This window comes from Roseibium sp. SCP14 (assembly GCF_040329475.1).
In the GTDB taxonomy this organism is placed as follows: Bacteria; Pseudomonadota; Alphaproteobacteria; order Rhizobiales; family Stappiaceae; genus Roseibium.
Genome location: NZ_JBDZYH010000007.1, coordinates 1 through 19,153, shown reverse-complemented (window position 1 = coordinate 19,153; position 19,153 = coordinate 1). Strand labels below are relative to the sequence as shown.

Sequence of the window (19,153 nt, the reverse complement as noted above, 5' to 3'; positions counted from 1 at the left end):
GATGAGCGAACTGAACGTGGTTTCCCTGAGCGAGGCACAACTTCCGGCCGAGCCGTTCCGAGCCCGTCACCTGATCAATGGCGAGTGGCAGGCAAGCGCGGACGGGGCGACCTTCGAACGCGTTTCGCCTTCCCATGGCAAAGTCGTCACGATTGCCGGCAAAGGCGGTCCACGTGATGTCGACGCGGCTGTTTTCGCCGCGCGCAAGGCATTCGACAAAGGGGGGTGGTCCCGGACGAGCGGCAAGGAACGTGCGACGCTTTTGTTGAAGATCGCCGATCTGATTGACCGTGAACGGGAACGGATTGCGTTCCACGAAACACTGGAGTCGGGCAAGCCGATCAGCCAGGCCATGGCCGAAATCGAAGGTGCTTCCGACTTGTGGCGCTTTGCAGCCTCTCTGGCGCGCACCATGCATGGCGACAGCCACAATTCCCTGGGAAGCGACATGCTTGGTGTGGTTCTGAAGGAACCCATCGGGGTCGTTTCGATGATCACCCCCTGGAATTTCCCATTCCTGATCGTGTCTCAGAAGTTGCCATTCGCGCTGGCGGCTGGGTGTACTGCGGTCATCAAGCCATCCGAGATGACCCCGGCAACCACGGTTATCCTGGGTGAATTGTGCATGGAAGCCGGCGTGCCGGCAGGCGTGGTCAACATCGTGCTCGGTTATGGAGATCCTGTCGGAACCGCGATGACCACGGACAAGCGGGTCGACATGGTGACCTTTACCGGCTCGACAGGGGTTGGAAAAGCCATTGTCAGTGCAGCGTCCGGCACATTGAAGAAAGTATCGCTGGAGCTCGGCGGCAAGAATCCGCAGGTTGTTTTTCCCGATGCGGATCTTGAAAGCGCGATCGATGCGATTGTCTTTGGAGTCTATTTCAACGCCGGTGAGTGCTGCAATTCCGGTTCCCGGATCATCGTTCACGAGGATGTCGCGGAAGATGTAATTGCTCGTACCGTTGACCTCTCTCGCCAAGTCCCCTTCGGCGATCCGCTCGACCCTTCCACCAAGGTTGGCGCGATCATAACCGCTGATCATCAGGGCAAGATCGAGGGATATGTCCGGGACGCTGAACAGTCGGGCGCGGATATTCGTCTTGGTGGTGAGGCGCTTGACGTGCCGGGCCTTAGCGGACAGTTCTACCAACCGACGGTAATCGCCAATGTACAAAGCAACATGGCGATAGCACGCGAAGAGGTGTTCGGTCCGGTTCTATCGGTGTTGACCTTCAAGACGCTCGATGAGGCGATCGAACTTGTGAACGACGCCGACTACGGTCTATCTGCCGGGGTGTGGAGCGACAACGTTCATACCTGTCTTGAATTTGCCCGCCGGGCCCGTGCCGGCACGGTCTGGACCAATACCTGGATGGACGGTTTCCCTGAACTGCCTTTCGGCGGCATGAAGGAAAGCGGTCAGGGCCGTGAACTCGGCAAATACGGTCTGGAAGAGTTTCTCGAAGTGAAGACCGTGACGATGCGCATCGGACGCACGCGCGCGCCCTGGGTATCGTGATGACCGACCTAACGGGAAATCGAGAACGGTCCTTCAGGCTTGAGCAAGACCTGCATTTCATCGGTGGGCGCACCGGAAATTCGGGCCAGAAGCACTTTGGCCATGGCTCTTCCGGTGGCGCGAAGGTCCTCGTCGATGGTCTCAATTCGCGGGCGGAAGTGGTTGGAAATTGGCGACGCACGCTTCGCAACCACATCCACCTCGCGGCCCGGCGTCAGACCCATGTCGTTGAGATAGGCAAGCGTAATCAATGCCATAACCTCACCGACACATATGTAACCGTCCGGTGCTTCCGGTCCCGCATGCAGGGTACGCAGCATCGCCGCGATCTCGTCCGGTTCGCTGTCAAGGTCGACGCGTTCAGGGATTGTGACCTTCACGCCAGACGAGATCGCAGCCTGTCGTGCGCCGAAGCGCAAATGTTGTCCGAACGTGTACCGCTCGTTCGGCATGACGATGCAGATGTGCTTTCGTCCCTTCTGAACGAGACGCTCGACCGCCATTCGCACAAAGGCCTCGTTGTCGAAATCGACATAGGGGTGGGGCGTCATGAAGTCTGTCCGACCGTGGGTGGCGAATGGAAAGTCATGTTCAAGCAGATAACGCACCCGGTCGTCGAAACATTCGGTCCGGGTAAAGACAATCGCGTCGGCAAGCGAGTGCCGGCGAATGTGCCGGATCGCTTCCAACCGATCATCGGCAAGGCTGTCAGCGGTGATGTTGATCGCGTAGCCGGTTCCGGAAAGTTCCTCGCTCATGCCGCCAAGAAACTCGGACGTGAAGCTGAGAAACTCGTGCCGGGGGTTGAGAAGAAGGCTGATGACTTTTGTCCGGCCGGTGCGCAGCCTTTGAGCCGCCCGGTTGGGAACATATCCCAGTTTGTTCGCGACCTCTGCAATTCGCTTCCTGGTGGCTTCGGCAATTCTTGGATCGTCGGCCAGCGCACGGGAAACCGTGGTCACCGCGACACCGGCCGCGGCCGCGACCGTGCGAAGGGTAGGGCGCGCGGGCGCCTTGGCTGTGCTTTCTTCGATGGGTTCCAATTTTTTTCGCGACATGCCCGTTCAACTCGACAAAAGCCTTGTAGCGTGGATGACCGCTCAAGTCTAATCCGGGAATTTAAAACGTTACAACAAAAAACCTTGCTGCGCTGCAAAAGGCTTATTTTTCTCATAATAGTATGTAAAACAACAACAAAACATATTTCGAAACATTTTGCTGAAACCATTGACACGAACCCAGTTTGCAACGTTACAATAGATGTTGCGTTTTGACCGGACTGCTGGAAACCAGCACCCGAGACGATTACTGGCACGCTATGGGAGGAAAACTATGCGTAAATTGACCATGATGACTGCTGCTGCTGCCCTGATGGTAGCCAGCACAAGTGTTCAGGCGGAGGACGTTGAAGTTCTTCACTGGTGGACATCAGGCGGTGAAGCAGCTGCTCTGAACGTCCTGAAGGAAGATCTCGAGAAACAGGGTATCGGCTGGCAGGATATGCCGGTTGCCGGCGGTGGCGGCTCTCAGGCCATGACCGTTCTGCGTGCCCGCGTAACGTCCGGCAACCCGCCGACCGCCGTCCAGATGCTCGGCTTTGACATTCTGGATTGGGCCAAGGAAGGCGCTCTTGCAGATCTCAACATCCAGGCCGGTCTCGAAGGCTGGGACGATGTTGTTCCTGCAGCCCTGCAGAATTTTGCCAAGCATGACGGCAAGTGGGTGTCGGCCCCTGTGAACGTCCACTCGACCAACTGGGTCTGGGCCAACAAGGCGGTTCTTGACGAGTTGGGCATTGCCGTTCCGACCAACTGGGACGAGTTTGTTGCCGCTCTTGAGAAGGTGAAAGCCTCCGGCAAGACCGCTATCGCCCACGGTGGTCAGGCCTGGCAGGACGCCACCGTTTTCGACGCTGTTGCAATGTCCACCGGTGGCCCGGAGTTCTACAAGAAGGCATTCATCGATCTGGACGAGGAAGCACTCGGTTCCGACACGATGAAGGAAGCCTTCGACCGCATGGCCGTGATCCGTTCATACGTGGACGACAACTTCTCCGGCCGTGACTGGAACCTGGCAACCGCCATGGTTATCAACGGCGATGCAGCGTTCCAGATGATGGGTGATTGGGCGAAGGGTGAGTTCCTGAATGCCGGCAAGCAGCCGGATCAGGACTTCCTCTGCTTCCGCTTCCCGGGCACGCAGGATCAGGTGACCTTCAATGCCGACCAGTTCGCCATGTTTGCGCAGGGCAAGGAAGTCGGCAAGGAACAGGCAGCTCTTGCAACCGCAATTCTGTCGCCGAACTTCCAGTCCGCGTTCAACGTGGTCAAGGGCTCGGTTCCGGCACGTACCGACGTTTCCGACGAGGCGTTCGATGCCTGCGGCAAGAAGGGCATGGCCGACCTGAAAAAAGCTGCTGATAGCGGCAACCTTTATGGCTCCATGGCCCATGGCCACGCAAATCCGGCAGCCATCAAGAACGCGATGTACGACGTGATCACAGCGCATTTCAACGGCGAATATGACAGCGAAACAGCTGTCGAAGAACTCGTGACCGCCGTTCAGATCAACAAGTGATGACGGCAGGAGAGCGGTGATCCGTCACCGCTCTCTCAAAGCGAAGTGCGGATACGCTCCGCACTCGCAATTTACGGAGTTAGAGCGTGCGATTGATGCCAACATCATCGCCAACAACGTTCTAAGTCGGGGAACCTGAAATGTCTTACTCTGAAACGGCGAACCCACGTGGTTCTGTTGTTGACAGACTGCGTGACGCTTTACCCAAATTGGTGCTGAGCCCGACGGTCGCAATCGTTGCGATCTTCGTTTACGGCTTCATCCTGTTCACGCTCTATTTGTCTTTTACCGACAGCCGGATCCTGCCGAGTTTCGGTTGGGTCGGCTGGCAAAACTATGAGAACCTGTTCCGCATCCGTGCCTGGGACACCGCCGTTTCAAACCTTGTTGTGTTCGGATTGCTCTACATCGTGATCTGCTGCGTCCTCGGTTTGCTTCTGGCAATCCTCCTGGACCAGAAGATCCGTGCGGAAGGCTTTATCCGCACCGTCTATCTTTATCCGATGGCGCTCAGCTTCATCGTCACCGGTGTTGCCTGGAAATGGTTCCTGGATCCGGGTATCGGACTTGAGGCGGTAGTTCAGGGCTGGGGCTGGAAAAGTTTCGAATTCAACTGGATCAAAGACCGGAACATGGCGATCTACACGATCGTCATCGCGGCAGTGTGGCAGACCTCGGGCTTTGTCATGGCCATGTTCCTCGCCGGGCTTCGCGGCATAGACAACGAGATGCTGAAGGCGGCCCAGATCGATGGAGCATCGACCTTTGCCCTTTATCGCCGGATCGTGATCCCGCAACTGCGCCCAGCCTTCATGTCGGCTTTCGTGGTGCTCGCTCACATGGCAATCAAGTCCTACGACCTGGTCATCGCGCTGACCGGAGGCGGCCCGGGCACGTCGACCGAACTGCCGGCGACCTTCATGTATTCCTACACTTTTACCAGAAACCAGATGGGAATCGGTGCAGCCTCCGCCGTCATCATGCTCATGACGATCGCCGCCATCATCGTCCCGTATCTGTGGTCGGAACTGAGGGAGAAAAAGTGATGAGCACCACTCCCAACACCGAAACCATGGCCGCGTCCGGGCTGACGGGTGCTCGAAAGAAATCCGCGCTTTCCGTCAGGCCCGCCCGCGTCATTCTTTATCTGCTGCTGGTATTCTTCTGTATCTACTACCTGCTGCCGCTTTACGTGATGGTGGTGAACTCCCTGAAGCCGCTTTCCGAAATCACGGCCGGTGGCATGATGGCTCTGCCGCAGCAATGGACAATCGCTCCATGGTCGAGCGCGTGGTCGACCGCTCAGGTAGGGGTTGAGGCGACGGGCCTGCGTCCCTACTTCCTCAATTCCATCATCATGGTGGTTCCCGCCGTTGCCTTCTCGACCCTTGTCGGTGCGCTCAACGGTTATGTTCTGACCAAGTGGACCTTCCGGGGCGCAACGGTGCTGTTCGGGTTGCTCCTGTTCGGGTGCTTCATTCCGTTCCAGATGGTTCTGATTCCGATGGCGCGCATGCTCGGCCTGATGGGACTGGCAGGGTCGGTGCCGGGACTGATCTTCGTGCACTTTGTCTACGGCATCGGTTTTTCGACGCTCTATTTCCGCAACTACTATGCTGCGTTCCCGACCGAACTGGTCAAGGCGGCCCAGATCGATGGAGCCGGATTCTTCCGGATTTTCTGGCGCATTCTGTTGCCTTCCTCCGGACCCATCGCAGTGGTTTGCGTCATCTGGCAGTTCACCAATATCTGGAACGACTTCCTGTTCGGAGCCTCCTTCTCAGATTTCGACAGCCAGCCCATGACTGTCGCGCTCAACAACCTGGTGCAGTCGTCTACCGGGGTGAAGGAATACAACGTCCATTTCGCCGGTGCGATCATGGCCGCACTGCCGACTCTTCTCGTCTACATCATTGCGGGCCGGTACTTCGTCCGCGGCCTGATGGCTGGCTCAGTAAAAGGATAAGACCATGGGCTTTCTCGACATCAAGCAGGCAACCAAGTCCTACGGTTCCGTCAAAGTCCTTCACGAGACCAATATCTCGATCGAAGAGGGTGAATTTCTTGTGCTGGTCGGGCCGTCCGGTTGCGGCAAATCAACCTTGCTCAACATGATCGCGGGCCTTGAGGACATCACCACCGGTGAAATCGCGATCCGGGGCCGCAACATGAACGGCATCAAGCCCGCGGACCGCAACATCGCAATGGTGTTCCAGTCCTATGCGCTTTATCCGAACATGACTGTAGGCGGCAACATCTCCTTCGGCATGGAAATGCATGGCATTCCGAAGCCGGAACGTGAAAAACGCATTGCCCAGGTCGCCGATCTTCTTCAGATCAGTCATCTTCTTGACCGCAAACCCGGTCAGCTTTCCGGCGGGCAGCGTCAACGCGTTGCCATGGGCCGGGCTCTGGTCCGCGAACCGGACGTGTTCCTGTTCGACGAACCGTTGTCCAACCTGGATGCGAAGCTGCGCGTCGACATGCGCACCGAGATCAAGAAGCTTCACCAGAAGCTCGGAACGACGATTGTCTACGTCACGCACGACCAGATCGAGGCGCTGACGCTCTCCACCCGGATCGCGGTCATGTTCGGCGGCTATGTTCAGCAGCTCGGCACGCCGAAGGAGATCTACGACAATCCAGCCAACATGTTCGTTGCAGGGTTCATGGGCTCTCCTTCGATGAATCTCTTCCCGGCGAAAGTCGTTGATGCGGGCGGCAAGCCAGCTGCGCAGGTCAGTCTCTCGGACGGCAAGACCGCTGCCATTCCGTTTGCGAATGAAACCCTCGCTTCCAGCGTCGGCCGGGACATCATTCTCGGTATCCGGCCGGAGGCAATCACGGACAGGGACGGCGCGGATCGTAACTCGCAGGCAGTTCATCTGGTCGAAGCGCCGGTGGAAGTCACAGAACCTGCCGGATCAGACACGTTTGTTGTCAGCCAGATCGGCGGCAAGGATGTGACTGGCAGGTTCCGTGCAGACGTCTCGGTCAATGCGGGTGAAGTCTTCCCCTTCGCCTTCAACATGGAAAAGGCCGTCGCATTCGATCCCCAGAGCGAAAACAGGATCGCCTGAGGCATGAGCAATGCGCCGGACATCGTGATAATCGGCAGTGGCATGGGCGGTGCGACGCTCGCGGCCGGTCTTGCGCCGTCCGGTGCGCAAATCACCATTCTTGAGCGCGGGCACCAGATTCCGGATGATGCTCCGGCCCGTGATCCCTGGCGAATTTACACCAACAGTGCATTCCGCTCCCGCGAAACCTGGCTGGATGAAAACGGAACGGCGTTCGAACCCGGCAACTACTATAATGTCGGTGGCAATTCCAAGCTTTATGGCGCGGTTCTGATCCGATACCGGAAAGAGGACTTTGGCGAGCTCCAGCACCATGGCGGGGTGTCGCCGGCCTGGCCGTTTGCCTATGAGGAGTTGGCTCCCTGGTACGATGCCGCAGAACGTCTCTACAAGGTGAGGGGTGACATTTCTTCCGATCCAACGGAGCCTGCTCATTCAACGGCTTATCCATTTCCTCCCGTGCCGGATGAAGATGCGATCCGGATTGCACGGCACCGCCTGGAAGGGGCAGGGGTCAAACCGTTCAGCCTGCCGCTCGGTGTCGATATTGACCGCTGGCTGTCGGCGGGGGAGACAGGCTGGGACGGTTATCCGGATGTTCGATGCGGCAAGATGGACGCGGAAACCTGCGGTCTGGCAGCAGCTCTCGCACATGAAAATGTGGACCTCGTGACCGGCGCGGAAGTCACCTCTCTCAAGGTTGAACCGCAATCAGGGCGCATCAACGAAGTGGTTTTTGTGAAGGACGGCGTTGAAATGCGCCTCCTGCCAAAAGCCGTAGCCTTGTGCGCTGGAGCCGTTCAGTCTGCTGCGCTTCTGCTCAAGTCGGATGTTGCCAACAGCTCTGACCAGGTCGGCCGCTGTTTCATGAACCACAATGCCACGGCAATGATCGCCGTTGATCCGCGCTTCCGCAACGATGCCATCTATCAAAAGACCTTTGGCATCAACGATTGGTACTTGTCCGATGGCAATGGCGGAAAGCCTTTGGGAAACATCCAGCTGCTCGGGCGTGTGACACCGGATATCCTGAAAATTCAGGTGCCGAGGCTCCCGATGGCGGCTGCCCGCTGGATCTCCGGCCATGCGCTCGATCTCTATCTCATCTCGGAGGATCTGCCTGATCCGGAAAGCCGGATACAATTGAGGGACGGGAAAGTTCAGCTCATCTGGCGTCGTAGCAACATGACTGCGCACCACCAGCTTGTGGCAAAGGCGAAGAAAACCTTGAAAAAGGCCGGTTTCCCGATCGTCTTGTCGCGTCTTTTCGACGGCCGGGTGCCTTCCCACCAGTGCGGCACGGTGCGCATGGGAACCGACCCGAAGACTTCTGTACTCGATCCTGACTGCCGGTCCTGGGACCATCCGAACCTGTTCGTCACGGATGCCGCGGCCCTGCCGACTTCAGCTGCCGTCAATCCGGCCCTCACCGTCGCTGCGCTGGCGCTGAGGGCCGCCGAAACAATCAGACAGGAATTGACGCAATGAGCAGGATTGCGCTTGTAACCGGTGGGCAGAGAGGCATCGGCTTGGGCATTGCGGAAGCGTTGATCGGAGCGGGCTACAAAGTAGCACTCGCGGCCAACGTCAAACCTGATGCACCGGAAGTGTGCGAGGCACTGGAACTGCTGGGAGGCAATGCGGCCTATTTCAGTCACGATCTGCAGGACGTTGAAAACTGCAAGAATCTGTTCGATCAGATCGCAGACAGCTTCGGCGCTGTTTCCACGTTTGTTTCGAATGCCGGGGTTCCTGCCAAGGTCCGTGGCGACATGCTGGATCTTCAACCGGACAATTTCGACTTTGTTTTCGGCATCAACCTGAAAGGGGCATACTTTCTGGCGCAGGAAGCCGCGCGGCGCATGCTGAAAATGCCGGAGGAAACATACCGCTCTCTCGTGTTTGTGACCTCGGTAAGTGCGAAGATGGTTTCGATCGAGCGCGCTGAATACTGCCTCTCCAAGGCGGGAGCTTCGATGATGGCGAAACTGTTCGCGGTTCGCTTGGCCCCGCACGGCATAGGCGTATTCGAAATCAGACCCGGCATCATCGAAACTGGCATGACCGCCGGTGTGCAGGACAAGTACACGGCCCGAATTGAGGGTGGTCTCGTTCCGGCGGCTCGATGGGGATATCCCGCCGATATCGGTTCGACAGTGGTTCCGATTGCAGAAGGTCAGATGGCCTTTGCAACAGGTTCCGTCATCAATGTGGACGGTGGTCTCGCGATCCCGCAGCTCTAGAAGTCCCTGAGAGAAGATCATGGAAAAAGGCTACGATTTCATCATCATCGGTGGCGGAAGCGCGGGTTCGGTCGTCGCGGCACGATTGACTGAAGATCCGAATGTTCAGGTGTTGCTGCTGGAGGCCGGCGGCAAGGACTGGCATCCGTTCTATCATCTGCCCGCCGGTTTCGCGAAGATGACCAAGGGCATCGGCTCCTGGGGTTGGCAAACGGTTCCGCAAAAAAACATGCAGGACCGTGTCTTTCGGTACACTCAGGCGAAAGTTATCGGTGGTGGCTCGGCCATCAATGCCCAGATCTATACGCGCGGCAATGCGCTGGACTACGACGAGTGGCGCCAGATGGGCTGCGAGGGATGGGGCTATGAAGATGTCTTGCCCTACTACCGAAAGGCCGAAGACAACGACACGTATGACAACAGGTATCATGGCAAGGGGGGCCCCTTGGGTGTCTCTCAACCCTGTGCTCCGCTGCCCATTTGCGAAGCCTACTTCGATGCGGCAGCCGAACTTGGCATACCGCGCAATCAGGACGTCACCGGCGAAAAACAGGATGGTGTTGCCTACTACCAGCTGACGCAGAAAAATGCCCGACGCTCTTCCGCGGCGATGGCATATCTTGCCCCCAACAGCGGACGCTCGAACCTCCATGTGAAAACAGGAGCCCAAGTCCGCAGGATCATTGTTGAAAACGGCATCGCCAAAGGTGTCGAGCTTGTCGACGGGACGCGTTTGACGGCGGAAACCGAAGTCATTTTATCATCAGGATCAATCGGTTCGCCCCGTTTGCTGCAGCTCTCCGGGATCGGACCGGCAGACCACCTTAGAAGTCTTGGAATTTCTGTTGAATACGATCAGCCAGGTGTGGGGTCGAACCTTCAGGATCACCTGGATCTCTATTGCATTTGCGAGGTGAATGGTCCTTTCACCTATGACCGTTACGCTAAGCCACACTGGTCTGTTGTAGCGGGACTTCAGTATCTTTTCACCAGACGTGGGCCGGTGTCGTCCAGCCTGTTTGAGACCGGCGGGTTCTGGTACGCCGACCCTGAAGCAAGGTCGCCGGATCTCCAGTTTCATCTCGGTCTTGGAACAGGCATTGAATCCGGTGTGGCCGCGATGCCGGATGGTGGTGTCACACTGAATTCCTGTTACTTGCGCCCGCGCTCTCGAGGAACAGTACGGTTGCAAAGTGCCAATCCGGATGACGCGCCACTGATCGATCCGAACTACCTGGATGATCCGCGCGACCGCGAAATGTCCATCCGGGGCTTGAAACTCACACAGGATATCCTTGCCCAGGGACCGCTCAGGAAGTTCATCAAGGCGGAGCGTTTGCCTGGCCCGGGCGTCAAGACAGATGACGACTATTACCGCTTCATTTGCGAGCATTCCAAGACCTCTCATCATCCAGCCGGAACGTGCCGCATGGGATCTGACAAGGAAGCCGTTGTTGACCCGCGTCTACGGTTCAACGGGGTAGAGCGTCTCCGGGTGGTCGATGCTTCGGTCATGCCGACGGTCGTGTCTTCCAATACCAACGCAGCGGCCATCATGATCGGCGAAAAAGCCGCCGACATGATCCGCCAAGACCACGGGGCTCAGTCATGATCCGTCACATCGTCCTTATCAAGTTCCAGACCGGCGTTAGCGAAGAAAAGATCGGTGAATTGTTTCAGGAGCTGCATGCCATCAGGTCTGAAGTGCCGGGCATCTTGAGCATTACGGCCGGGCGGAGCGAAAGCCCTGAAAAGATCGAACGCGGTTACATGCACGGCTTTGTCGCGGATTTCGAAAGCTGGGAAGCTTTGGAAACCTACCAGAACCACCCTGATCACAAGGCTCTTGGCGCCAAACTTGTCGCCAACGCTGTCGGCGGTCTGGACGGCATCCTCGTCCTGGACATTCCCGTCACGTCTTGAATGTGCGTCATTTCTGATTTCTGGAGTAGTCGATGCTGACCCTGCCGACCTATGACAACCGTCTGGAAGAATATTCCCTGACCGGCGACGCACTGATACCGCGGGCACCGCGTGTTCCTTTGACACGAACGGCCTTTGCGGCGGCGCATGTTGTCTCCGACCCTATCGCAGAACGCGACCCATGGGTCGGATCGCCTGCCGTTGACTGGGACAACACCTTGCGTTTCAGGCATTGGCTCTGGGATCAGGGCCTCGGACTGGCCGAGGCCATGGACACGGCCCAACGGATGATGGGCGTCGATTGGCCAACGGCAAAGGAACTGATCGAACGAACCATGCGCGAAGCCAAGGCCCATCCGTTGAAACCGCGCGTTGCCTGTGGTGCGGGAACCGATCAGAAAGAGCTTTCCGATCTCAAGACCAACGAGGACATTCTGGCTGCTTATACGGAGCAGATGGAGGCGATCGAGGCCGCGGGTGGTCAGGTCATCATCATGGCTTCGCGCGCTTTCCCGTCAATCAATGCCGGACCGGAAGACTATGCCGAGGTCTATCGCAAGCTGCTGAGGCAGGCCGCAGCGCCGGTCATCCTGCACTGGCTCGGTGACATGTTCGACCCCGCTCTGACGGGCTACTGGGGATCGCAGGATGTTGGCGCGGCGTCAGATGCGGTTTTGGCGATCATCGAAGAACACAAGGACAAGGTTGACGGCATCAAGATTTCACTTCTGGATCAGGCTTATGAAGAGCAGTTCCGGGCACGTTTGCCGGAAGGCGTGCGGCTTTATACCGGGGACGACTTCAACTATGCCGACCTGATCGAAGGGGATGGCAAGCACTATTCCCATGCATTGCTCGGCGCGTTTGCGGCCATTGCTCCGGTTGCGAGCCAGGCTCTGGAAGCGCTCTCGGAAGGGGATCACGACACCTATCATGCCCTTTTTGCACCGACGGTCCCGCTCAGCCGTGAAATCTTCAAGGCGCCGACGCGGTTTTACAAGGCTGGGATTGCTTTCCTTGCATGGCTGAACGGTGCTCAAAGTCACTTCATCATGCCGGGCGGGTTTCAGTCTTCGCGGGAGATAACCCACTATTCGGAAGTCTTCCGCCTTGCAGACAAGGCGCGTTTGTTGTCAAAGCCGGATGTCGCCGTTGAACGGATGACATTGTTGTTGAAACTGCACGGTATCGGATAGCGATGAAGAAACGGCCAACAATTCTGGATGTTGCAAAACACGCAGGCGTCTCCAAGTCGACGGTGTCGCTCGTTTTGCAGAATTCAACGTTGGTCAAGGAAACGACCCGGGAAGACGTCACCAGATCCATGGAAGAGCTCGGTTATGTCTATAACCGCTCTGCAGCTGGTTTGCGCGGCGCCGCGTCCGGTCTGATCGGTCTGATCATCAACGACCTGCGCAACCCGTTCTTCACCGAGTTCGCGGCGAGTGCCCAGATGACGTTTGCCAGCAAGGGATATTCAACGGTCATTGCCAATACCGATGAAGATGCCGGCATTCAGGCGCAGGTGATCGACTCCATGATTGAGCATGGTGTTTCCGCGTTCGTCGTCTCGCCCGCCTATACTTCGGATGACGGCGCGTTCGACCGCATCCAGCGAGCGGGCATTCCGACGATGCAGGTGCTGCGCCAGCAGGATGAGCGAACCGATCTCTTTCCCTTTGCTTCGCACAATTATGCAGCTGGAGGTGAACTCGCCAGTGACCATCTGATCGGTCTTGGGTGCCGGAAGATAGCCTTTGTCGGTGGCCTGGAGGACAGGCCGATCACGCTTGAACGAATGTCGGGCTACAGCCGGGTCATGGCATCGAACGATCTTTCGTCGAGGACCTTCCATGGCCGTCCGTCTCGCATGTATGGCCGCGAAATTGCGCTGGAGATCGTGGAGCGGCACAAGGATATTGAAGCGGCCATCTGCTTCAGCGATCTGGTTGCGCTCGGCATGCTCAGCGGATTTGCGGAGGCCGGGATTCAGGTCGGCAAGGATTTCAGAATTGTCGGCTTTGACGACATCGAGGAAAGTTCTCTCGTTTATCCCCGCCTCAGTTCCATTCGCTGCGACACGGCATTGTTCGGCAAGAACGCCGCAGAAGCGATGTTGGCCTGGATTGTGGAAGGCAAGCGACCTCCAGACGAGAAGCGCTACGATGTTGCGCTGATCGAGCGGCAATCGAGCCTCGGATTTGAATGAAAGCAGATGCTGCTCTCGTCGTATTCGTTCCTAGCAACGCTCTAGATAACCGGAAGGCTGCATGATTGTTGCAGCTGCCGGACTGACACCAACCAGCGCGAAAGACCCACGCGCGATCTTCTTTGAGAGTTATTGAGATGAAAGATCTGGAAACTCTGATTTCAAAGGCAGAAGCCCTTATTTTCGATTGCGACGGTACACTGGTCGACACGCCGGCGCTCTATGCGAAAGCCTGGCAGGAGGCTTTCAGCAATGCCGGTGCCGATATGCGTCCCGAGTGGTACCTGGAAAGGGCAGGGCTGTCCGAACAGGTGCTCATGGAGGCCTTTGAAAATGACTTTGGCGTAGTTTTGGATCGCGAGAGGATGGTTGCTGACAGCCGATCGTTTCTTCAAAGGAATATCGACAACGTCCAGGAAATTTCTGCCGTTTGCGATATTGCCCGCAGGCACAAGGGGCAAAAACCTATCGCGGTTGCGTCCGGTGGACCTGTGACTGCTGTAAGGCCCTCCCTAGAGGCGACCAACCTTCTCGATCTCTTCGATGCCATCGTCACGGTGGAAGACGTCGCGCATCCAAAACCGGCCCCGGATCTGTTTCTGGAAGCTGCCCGGCGATTGGGTGTAGACCCTGATGCTTGCCTGGTCTTCGAGGACAGCCCTCAAGGCATTGAGGCTGCGCAGAATGCAGGAATGCAGGTTGTCGACGTGAACGAGATGACGAAACAGAACGCTGTTGCGCTTTGACCCGAAAAACTCAGGCGGCCAGCTGAGCCGGCCGCCTGTCTACGCTGAATGATGCTCCGGTCAGACGTGATCAGGCATGCAATTCCTGGCCGATCTTGGTGCCGTCAGGTGCGACTGCAGCAGCTTCAATCGGCGATGCGGAAGGATCTTCCTTCAGCGATTTGTAGAGCCCCCAGGTCATCGCCAGAAGCACGAAGGAGATCGGGAACGCCGCGGCAATCGATGCCGTCTGAAGCGCTTTCAATCCGCCGGCAAGCAACAGAACCATTGCGACGGCTCCGATTCCCATGCCCCATATGATACGGAACTTCTTCGGCGGATGATCGTCACCCATGGAAAGCATGGTAGTGATCACAAGGGTTCCGGAGTCCGCCGAAGTGACGAACCAGGAAACCAGAAGCAACGTCGCAAGTGCGGACAGCGGCCAGGTCAGCCAGCCCATGTCACCCATCCAGGATGTTGTGCCCAGATTGCCGATTGTGCCGTAAAGAGCAGCAGGGAGGTTCCAGGCGCGCACCAGCTCGATGATGCCTGCGCCACCCTCGATGCCCGGTCCGGCCGCGGAGTTCAACTCCTGCCAGATGGCATTGCCGCCAAACATGCACAGCCAGAAGAATGCGATCGCGGTCGGAACGAAGAACACGCCGAGCATGAATTCGCGGATCGTCCGGCCGCGCGAGATTCGCGCGATGAACATACCGACCATGGGTGCCCATGCAATCCACCAGCCCCAGTAGAAGATGGTCCAGCCACCCTGCCAGGCGATGTTCTCATCCGTGCTTGCGGTCCAGAAGCCCATCGGAATGAAGTTCCAGATGTAGTCGCCGAGCGTGGTGATGTAGAAACCCATCAGCCACTTGAACGGACCGACAACAACAAAAGTCGCCAGGAGCAGGATCGACAGCCAGATGTTCCACTCCGATATGATGCGGATACCCTTGCCGACACCGGAAACCGTCGACAGCGTGGCGATGATCGAGACCAGAATGATCAGGACCACCTGCGTCGTGACGCCCGGATCAATGCCGAACAGCACATTCAGGCCGGTCGCGATCTGGCTGCTGCCAAGTCCGAGCGAGGTTGCAATCCCGAAGACCGAGCCGAACACGGCCAGCAGGTCGACGGTATGACCGAGCGGGCCGTAAATGCGATCACCGATCAGCGGGTAGAGCGAGGAACGTATGGTCAGCGGCAGTTTCTTGCGGAAGCCGAAATAGGCAAGGCAAAGACCGACGATCACATAGAGCGCCCAACCGTGGAAGCCCCAGTGGAAATAGGTCACCCGCATGGCGTCTATCGCCCGCTGCATGTTCATGTCCGAATGGCCGTTCAGCTCGGCATGGGGATTGTTCGGATAGCCGAAAGCTCCTGAGTTGTCGAAATAGAAAATCGGTTCGGCCACGCCGAAAAACAGGATCCCGATGCCGATACCAGCTGAAAACAGCATTGCAAACCAGGAAAAGTTGCTGAATTCCGGGCGGCTGTCATCGTCACCGAGGCGCAGGCTGCCCCATTTGGAAAACATCAGATAGAAGCAGAAGAACATGATCGCGGCGAGAACAGAGATGTAATACCAGCTCAGTCCGCTTTCGATCCAGCTGCGCAACGCGCCGTAGACCTTGCCCGCAAAGTCCACATTCAGCACCGTGAAGATAACAAATGCGGCAATCATCGCCTTGGCGGCGAGACCCATGCCGGGATGCAGTCCGGTAAAGAAACCGGACTTGGCCACAAGGTGACCGTTGGGGTGATTTTCAGACATTTTCTCCTCCACTTCTTCATGCCCGCCTTGTTACGTGCATTGTCTGCCGGGTGCCGAAGCCGGCTTTACTCGGGCAAGTATTTCTCCGACCACTGCAGTCCGGCCGAACCGTCCGCCACCATTTTCTCGATCCGTTCCGGGTCGAAGCCGATCCGCTGCAGGATTTCTCTTGTGTGTTCGCCGTATTTCGGCATTGGGTCCGGAATGATGATTTTGCCGTTCTTCGGACGCACCGCATTGGGTGCGACGAGATCGCACCAGCGCCCCATTGGATGTCTGTCATGCCGGATGACGCGGAAGGTCGATCGCTTGAGATCGATGTCCCCCCGGCTTTCATGCTGAAGCGCCGCGTCGCGCGTCTCATGCAGCGATGCAAGTCGAACTGCGGTGGACGCTCCCGTGCCGATGGCCTGCTGCCAGTGCGCCACAGATCGGGTCGCAAATCGCTGTGCAAGCGCTTTCTGAAGATGACCTTCGGGGAGACCTGCCAGGTCAGCGAGTTCAGGAACCCGGGACAGCAGCGCTTGCCGCTCGCGCGGTGCTGCGAAAAAGAACCAGCCGTCCAAGGCTTCATAGCAATGATAGAAAGGCCCCCAACCGAGCCTGTCGCGTCCGGAGGGCTCATCAAATGGCTCACGACCTTCAAAATCGTACATGAACTGCGCCTGGATCAGGTTCCCGGCCGCTGCAAGCGAAGCGCGGGCAACACCGCCCTTACCGGTTTCCTGAAGACGCAAGAGAGCGCCGCCGAGGGCCACACAGGCGCAAAAGCCGGTGAGCACGTCGATTGTACCGAAATGCGCATGTTCTTCCGGGGTTTCCATTCCCCCGCCGAAGCGCACCATGACCCCGGTTGCCGCCTGTGCAAGATCGTCATAGCCCAGATGATCGGATTTGGGACCGCGCTCAGGCCCGCCGAAAGCATCGAGCTGAACCAGGATCAGGCGCGGATTGATCGCCTCCAGCTGATCCGGAGACAGACCAAGACGGTCGCGCTGCTGATCCGTTCCGTTCATGGTGATGACGTCAGTTTCTGCGATCAGCTTTTCAAGCGCTTCTTGTCCGTCGGCTGAGGAAAGGTCCAGAAGAATGCTCTTCTTTCCGCGTTGCGCGTGGATGCCGAAGACAACGGTGTTCCAGGGGTCAACCGAGGGTTCGACCGGCTGAACCAGAGTGACGTCAGCACCGAAGCGGGCGAGCGTCGAGCCAATGGTCGGGCCTGCAATCACGTTGGTCAGGTCAAGCACCTTCAGGCCGTCCAGCCAGGCAGAGCCGTTTGTCGCGCTCGTACCCGTTCGAAATGGCTCGTGTATCAACCGATCCAGGTCAGCTGCCCGGGCAGCTTGCTTTTGAACTGCGTGCGTGTCTGCCGTCAGCCATGCGACATTTCCCATCTGGCGCATCCGGCCATGCTGCGGGTCATCGACTTCAAGGACGAGACCGGAGGCCAGCGCATGGGTATCGGCCATCCACTCTCTGGTGAAACGTTGCGCTGTCGCCGGGGCTTTGGCTGCACCGAAAAGATCTTCCCATTCGCTGGCCGGGCGCGTCAGGAAGGCCTTCTTCATCGCTGTAGAAAGACGCTGGCGGTCTTTCGCGCCGACCGGATAGTTGCGCAGGCTCCAGTCCGCAGGCCAGTCCTTGGTATCCAGATAGGCGCTGAAATCCGGAAGGTCCTTGAGCAGATCCGAAAGACCCAGCACTTCAAGAACCCGCCTGGGGTGAGACTTGACGCTTCCGGACACCACATAAAAGCCGCGACCGTCCGCACAGGTATAGGTTCTGTAAAAGGGATCGAGGAACTCGGAGAGTTCCGAATAGTCCAGATCCATCGGCAGGTCTTGCGCGGCACGGCGGTCGAGTTCGACTTCACGCGGGGACTTGTATCTTTCCGGGTAATCCTCGATCTGCTCGCAATTATAGACCAGGCCTTCAAGCAGGGCCGAGGCGAGGGGGACTTCTATGTGTTCGCCGCCATTTTGTGCGCGCGCCTGAAGCGCAAACAGCACGGACATGGCACCGAAAGAGGCCCCATAGGCGGAAGCAAGCGCCAGTGGCGTGAATGATGGATTGATCCCCATCAGCCGACGGTTGAGGCCCATGTCGGTGAATTGGCCGGTGCAAGCGGCAATGACCGCCTCCCAGGCCGGAAGATGGGCAAATTCCGGATCTTCGGAGGCAAATCCCGGCAGGGAACAGTAAACGAGTTGATCGTTCACCTGCTGGAGTGCTTCCCAGCCGAGACCGAGGCGATCCATCACACCCGGGCGGAAATTCTCGATCATCACGTCGGCGCGCTTGACAAGCTCAACGGCAGTCCGTTGTCCCAGGGGGGTCTTCAGGTCGAGCTCCAGAAAAGTCTTGCCTCGGGACAGCATGTCGGCTGCAGGAGACGACAGGCGAGGTCCGCCTGGAGGATCGATCCGGATTACCTCCGCGCCCATGTCGGCAAGCATCATGCCGACCAGTGGACCTGCGAGATACTGTCCGAAGTCAAGGACGCGAATATGCGACAAAGGGCGGTTTGATGTCACGCTTAAGCTCTCACTCTGCCGCAACTTGCGTGACGGCTTTTTGCCCGACATATCGTCCTGCGCCGTCGGGCATGGCGAGGCGCGCGTGGTCGTTTGCGAAGGCGGCAAGCCTGTCGGCAACCTCCTGGCCCGGCAGCGAGCTGGAGCGGGTCTTCAGATCCACATGCAGCAGCAGCGTCTCGACCGTGGCCGCCACCTGCCCCCCGGCACCTTTCAGGAAGTGGAAGAGCTGCATCTTCTTGCCTTCTCCCTTCAGCACCTGCGTCGTGATCGTCAACCGCTCGCCCGCATGCAGCTCGTCCAGATACCGGATGTGGTTCTCGACCGTGAAGTAGCTTCTGCCGGAGGCAACATAGTCGCCATCAGCGCCGATCAGCTCCATGAACCGGTCCGTCGCCGCCGCCGCCGCCTCCAGATAGTGGGCCTCGTTCATGTGGCCATTGTAATCCGTCCAGCTTTGCGGAACCTGCCGGTCCCCCGTCACCGGAAGCTCCGGGTCGGCTTCAACGCTCAGACCGGCCTCATGCCGGTTGATCACCCCGCCGGCTCCACTGCCG

16 protein-coding genes are annotated in these 19,153 nt (G+C 58.0%); 12 read left to right on the top strand and 4 right to left on the bottom strand.

The features are described 5' to 3' along the window. Nucleotide 1 precedes the first annotated feature (1 nt). Nucleotides 2-1,522, top strand: a complete 1,521-nt coding sequence (locus ABLQ08_RS24535; RefSeq protein WP_417714948.1) for an aldehyde dehydrogenase family protein — start codon at nt 2-4, stop codon at nt 1,520-1,522. Nucleotides 1,523-1,530: 8 nt separating this feature from the next. On the opposite strand, the gene ABLQ08_RS24530 is transcribed toward ABLQ08_RS24535, so the two are convergent. Then, entirely contained in the window at nt 1,531-2,580 is a 1,050-nt protein-coding gene (locus ABLQ08_RS24530) for a LacI family transcriptional regulator (protein WP_352947725.1), read from the bottom strand. 274 nt (nt 2,581-2,854) lie between these two features. On the opposite strand from ABLQ08_RS24530, the gene ABLQ08_RS24525 reads away from it, so the two are divergent. The 11 genes from ABLQ08_RS24525 (at nt 2,855) to ABLQ08_RS24475 (ending at nt 14,300) form a co-directional block, all read left to right on the top strand. Continuing rightward, nucleotides 2,855-4,099 (top strand): ABC transporter substrate-binding protein, encoded by a 1,245-nt coding sequence (locus ABLQ08_RS24525; protein ID WP_417714947.1) that lies wholly within the window; start codon nt 2,855-2,857, stop codon nt 4,097-4,099. Nucleotides 4,100-4,239: 140 nt separating this feature from the next. Continuing rightward, the gene (locus ABLQ08_RS24520; RefSeq protein ID WP_352947722.1) at nt 4,240-5,145 is read left to right on the top strand and encodes a carbohydrate ABC transporter permease; all 906 of its coding nucleotides are present in this window, start codon (nt 4,240-4,242) and stop codon (nt 5,143-5,145) included. Between the two features lie 26 nt (nt 5,146-5,171). Next, nucleotides 5,172-6,065 (top strand): carbohydrate ABC transporter permease, encoded by an 894-nt coding sequence (locus ABLQ08_RS24515; RefSeq protein ID WP_352948345.1) that lies wholly within the window; start codon nt 5,172-5,174, stop codon nt 6,063-6,065. 4 nt (nt 6,066-6,069) lie between these two features. Then, entirely contained in the window at nt 6,070-7,179 is a 1,110-nt protein-coding gene (locus tag ABLQ08_RS24510; RefSeq protein WP_352947720.1) for an ABC transporter ATP-binding protein, read from the top strand. A gap of 3 nt (nt 7,180-7,182) precedes the next feature. Next, a complete protein-coding gene (locus tag ABLQ08_RS24505) occupies nt 7,183-8,667 on the top strand; it encodes a GMC family oxidoreductase (RefSeq protein WP_352947717.1) in 1,485 nt (494 codons plus the stop codon). Continuing rightward, nucleotides 8,664-9,422: a 3-ketoacyl-ACP reductase gene (locus ABLQ08_RS24500; protein WP_352947714.1), complete on the top strand. Its 759-nt coding sequence runs from the start codon at nt 8,664-8,666 to the stop codon at nt 9,420-9,422. Before ABLQ08_RS24505 ends, ABLQ08_RS24500 begins: the two co-directional genes overlap by 4 nt. 19 nt (nt 9,423-9,441) lie before the next feature. After that, entirely contained in the window at nt 9,442-11,034 is a 1,593-nt protein-coding gene (locus tag ABLQ08_RS24495; protein ID WP_352947711.1) for a GMC family oxidoreductase, read from the top strand. Beyond that, nucleotides 11,031-11,345: a Dabb family protein gene (locus tag ABLQ08_RS24490; protein WP_352947708.1), complete on the top strand. Its 315-nt coding sequence runs from the start codon at nt 11,031-11,033 to the stop codon at nt 11,343-11,345. The genes ABLQ08_RS24495 and ABLQ08_RS24490 overlap by 4 nt, the downstream gene beginning before the upstream one ends. Nucleotides 11,346-11,377: 32 nt before the next feature. Beyond that, nucleotides 11,378-12,541, top strand: coding sequence for a dihydrodipicolinate synthase family protein (locus ABLQ08_RS24485; protein WP_352947705.1), 1,164 nt, complete (start codon nt 11,378-11,380; stop codon nt 12,539-12,541). 2 nt (nt 12,542-12,543) lie between these two features. After that, the gene (locus ABLQ08_RS24480; RefSeq protein WP_352947702.1) at nt 12,544-13,554 is read left to right on the top strand and encodes a LacI family DNA-binding transcriptional regulator; all 1,011 of its coding nucleotides are present in this window, start codon (nt 12,544-12,546) and stop codon (nt 13,552-13,554) included. Between the two features lie 137 nt (nt 13,555-13,691). Further along, nucleotides 13,692-14,300: an HAD family hydrolase gene (locus ABLQ08_RS24475; protein WP_352947700.1), complete on the top strand. Its 609-nt coding sequence runs from the start codon at nt 13,692-13,694 to the stop codon at nt 14,298-14,300. 70 nt (nt 14,301-14,370) lie between these two features. Here the strand turns inward: ABLQ08_RS24475 and ABLQ08_RS24470 are convergent, their stop codons facing one another. From ABLQ08_RS24470 to ABLQ08_RS24460, 3 genes are all read right to left on the bottom strand, one after another. After that, a complete protein-coding gene (locus ABLQ08_RS24470; RefSeq protein WP_352947697.1) occupies nt 14,371-16,062 on the bottom strand; it encodes a BCCT family transporter in 1,692 nt (563 codons plus the stop codon). 65 nt (nt 16,063-16,127) lie between these two features. After that, a complete protein-coding gene (locus ABLQ08_RS24465; RefSeq protein WP_352947693.1) occupies nt 16,128-18,596 on the bottom strand; it encodes a CoA transferase in 2,469 nt (822 codons plus the stop codon). A 10-nt stretch (nt 18,597-18,606) separates the two neighbouring features. Next, nucleotides 18,607-19,153: thioesterase family protein (locus ABLQ08_RS24460; protein ID WP_352947691.1), on the bottom strand; the 547-nt coding region annotated here is incomplete at its 5' end.